This is a genomic window from Mycobacterium nebraskense (assembly GCF_002102255.1).
Taxonomy (GTDB): Bacteria; Actinomycetota; Actinomycetes; order Mycobacteriales; family Mycobacteriaceae; genus Mycobacterium; species Mycobacterium nebraskense.
Genome location: NZ_LQPH01000094.1, coordinates 1 through 1,083 on the forward strand (window position 1 = coordinate 1; position 1,083 = coordinate 1,083).

Consider the following 1,083-nt stretch of genomic DNA (forward strand, 5'->3'; position numbering starts at 1 on the left):
TACTGCTTATCTGCTTAAGTGGACTTACGCTGGTCGGTGTGGATTTTGCTGGTGTGAGTCCGGTTGGCGGGATGGATTATCCGCGGACGTATCAGGAGTTTCGGGCGTGGTTTCCCGATGATGCGTCGTGTGCGGCGTATCTGGCGCGTTTGCGCTGGCCAGAGGGCTTTCGGTGCCCGGTGTGTGGTGGCGGTAAAGCGTGGCAGACCTCGACGCGGCATTGGAAGTGCGCCGGTTGCGGGCGCAAGACTTCGGTGACGGCCGGGACGATCTTTCACCGGACCCGTACGCCGTTGTGCACGTGGTTTGCCGCGATCTGGCTGGTGACCTCGCAGAAAAACGGGGCGTCGGCGCAGAATCTGCACGACATGCTGGGGCTGGGGTCCTACGAGACGGCGTGGGTGTGGCTGCACAAGCTGCGCCGGGCGATGGTGCGCCCCGGCCGTGAGCTGCTCGGTGGTGTGGTCGAGGTCGACGAGTCGTTTGTCGGGGGCCGCGCTGGCGGCAAGCAGGGCGCCTCGACGGACAAGGTGCCCGTCATGATTGCGGTGGAAAATGTTGGGACACAGGTGAATAGGAAACTTCGGCTGGGTCGTGTGCGTCTGGGCGTGGCCGATACGCCTGGGTCCAAACAACTCGTCGAGTTCGCCCGGACCACCGTCGCGCCCGGCTCGCTGATCCGAACCGACGGCGCGCGTATGTTCCGCGTCTTGGCCCAGGAGGGCTACACCCACCAGTACGTGTCCGGGTACAGCTCACCCGAACCAGGGCATGTCACCTTGCCCGGACCCCACCGCGTGTCCTCGCTGCTCAAACGCTGGAACGCTGGCACCCACCACTACCGCGTGGAACGCGAGCACCTGCAGTACTACCTCGACGAGTTCGCCTTCCGGTTCAATCGGCGCAGGTCACGGGCTCGCGGGCTGCTCTTCTACCGGCTGCTGCAGCAGAGCGTCAACACCGATCCCCACCCACTGGCTGACCTCATCGGTGGCACCGCAGTGAACCTCCGTGACGAAGAACTGGACGAAGAATTTGCTTTAGAAGCCTTGCCTAGCAACATATTTGGAGAATTCTAGGCCG

The 1,083-nt window shown here is 63.3% G+C and carries 1 protein-coding gene; it reads left to right on the forward strand.

What is annotated here, in order from left to right; genetic code table 11:
• Positions 1 to 71: 71 nt before the first annotated feature.
• Positions 72 to 1,079: an IS1595 family transposase gene (locus tag AWC17_RS10095; protein WP_046187397.1), complete on the forward strand. Its 1,008-nt coding sequence runs from the start codon at positions 72 to 74 to the stop codon at positions 1,077 to 1,079.
• The last annotated feature ends 4 nt before the right edge of the window (positions 1,080 to 1,083 follow it).

Excerpts from the sequence above, each read along its gene's own strand:
- AWC17_RS10095 (WP_046187397.1), top strand. The coding sequence starts at position 72 with ATGGATTATCCGCGGACGTATCAGGAGTTTCGGGCGTGGTTTCCCGAT.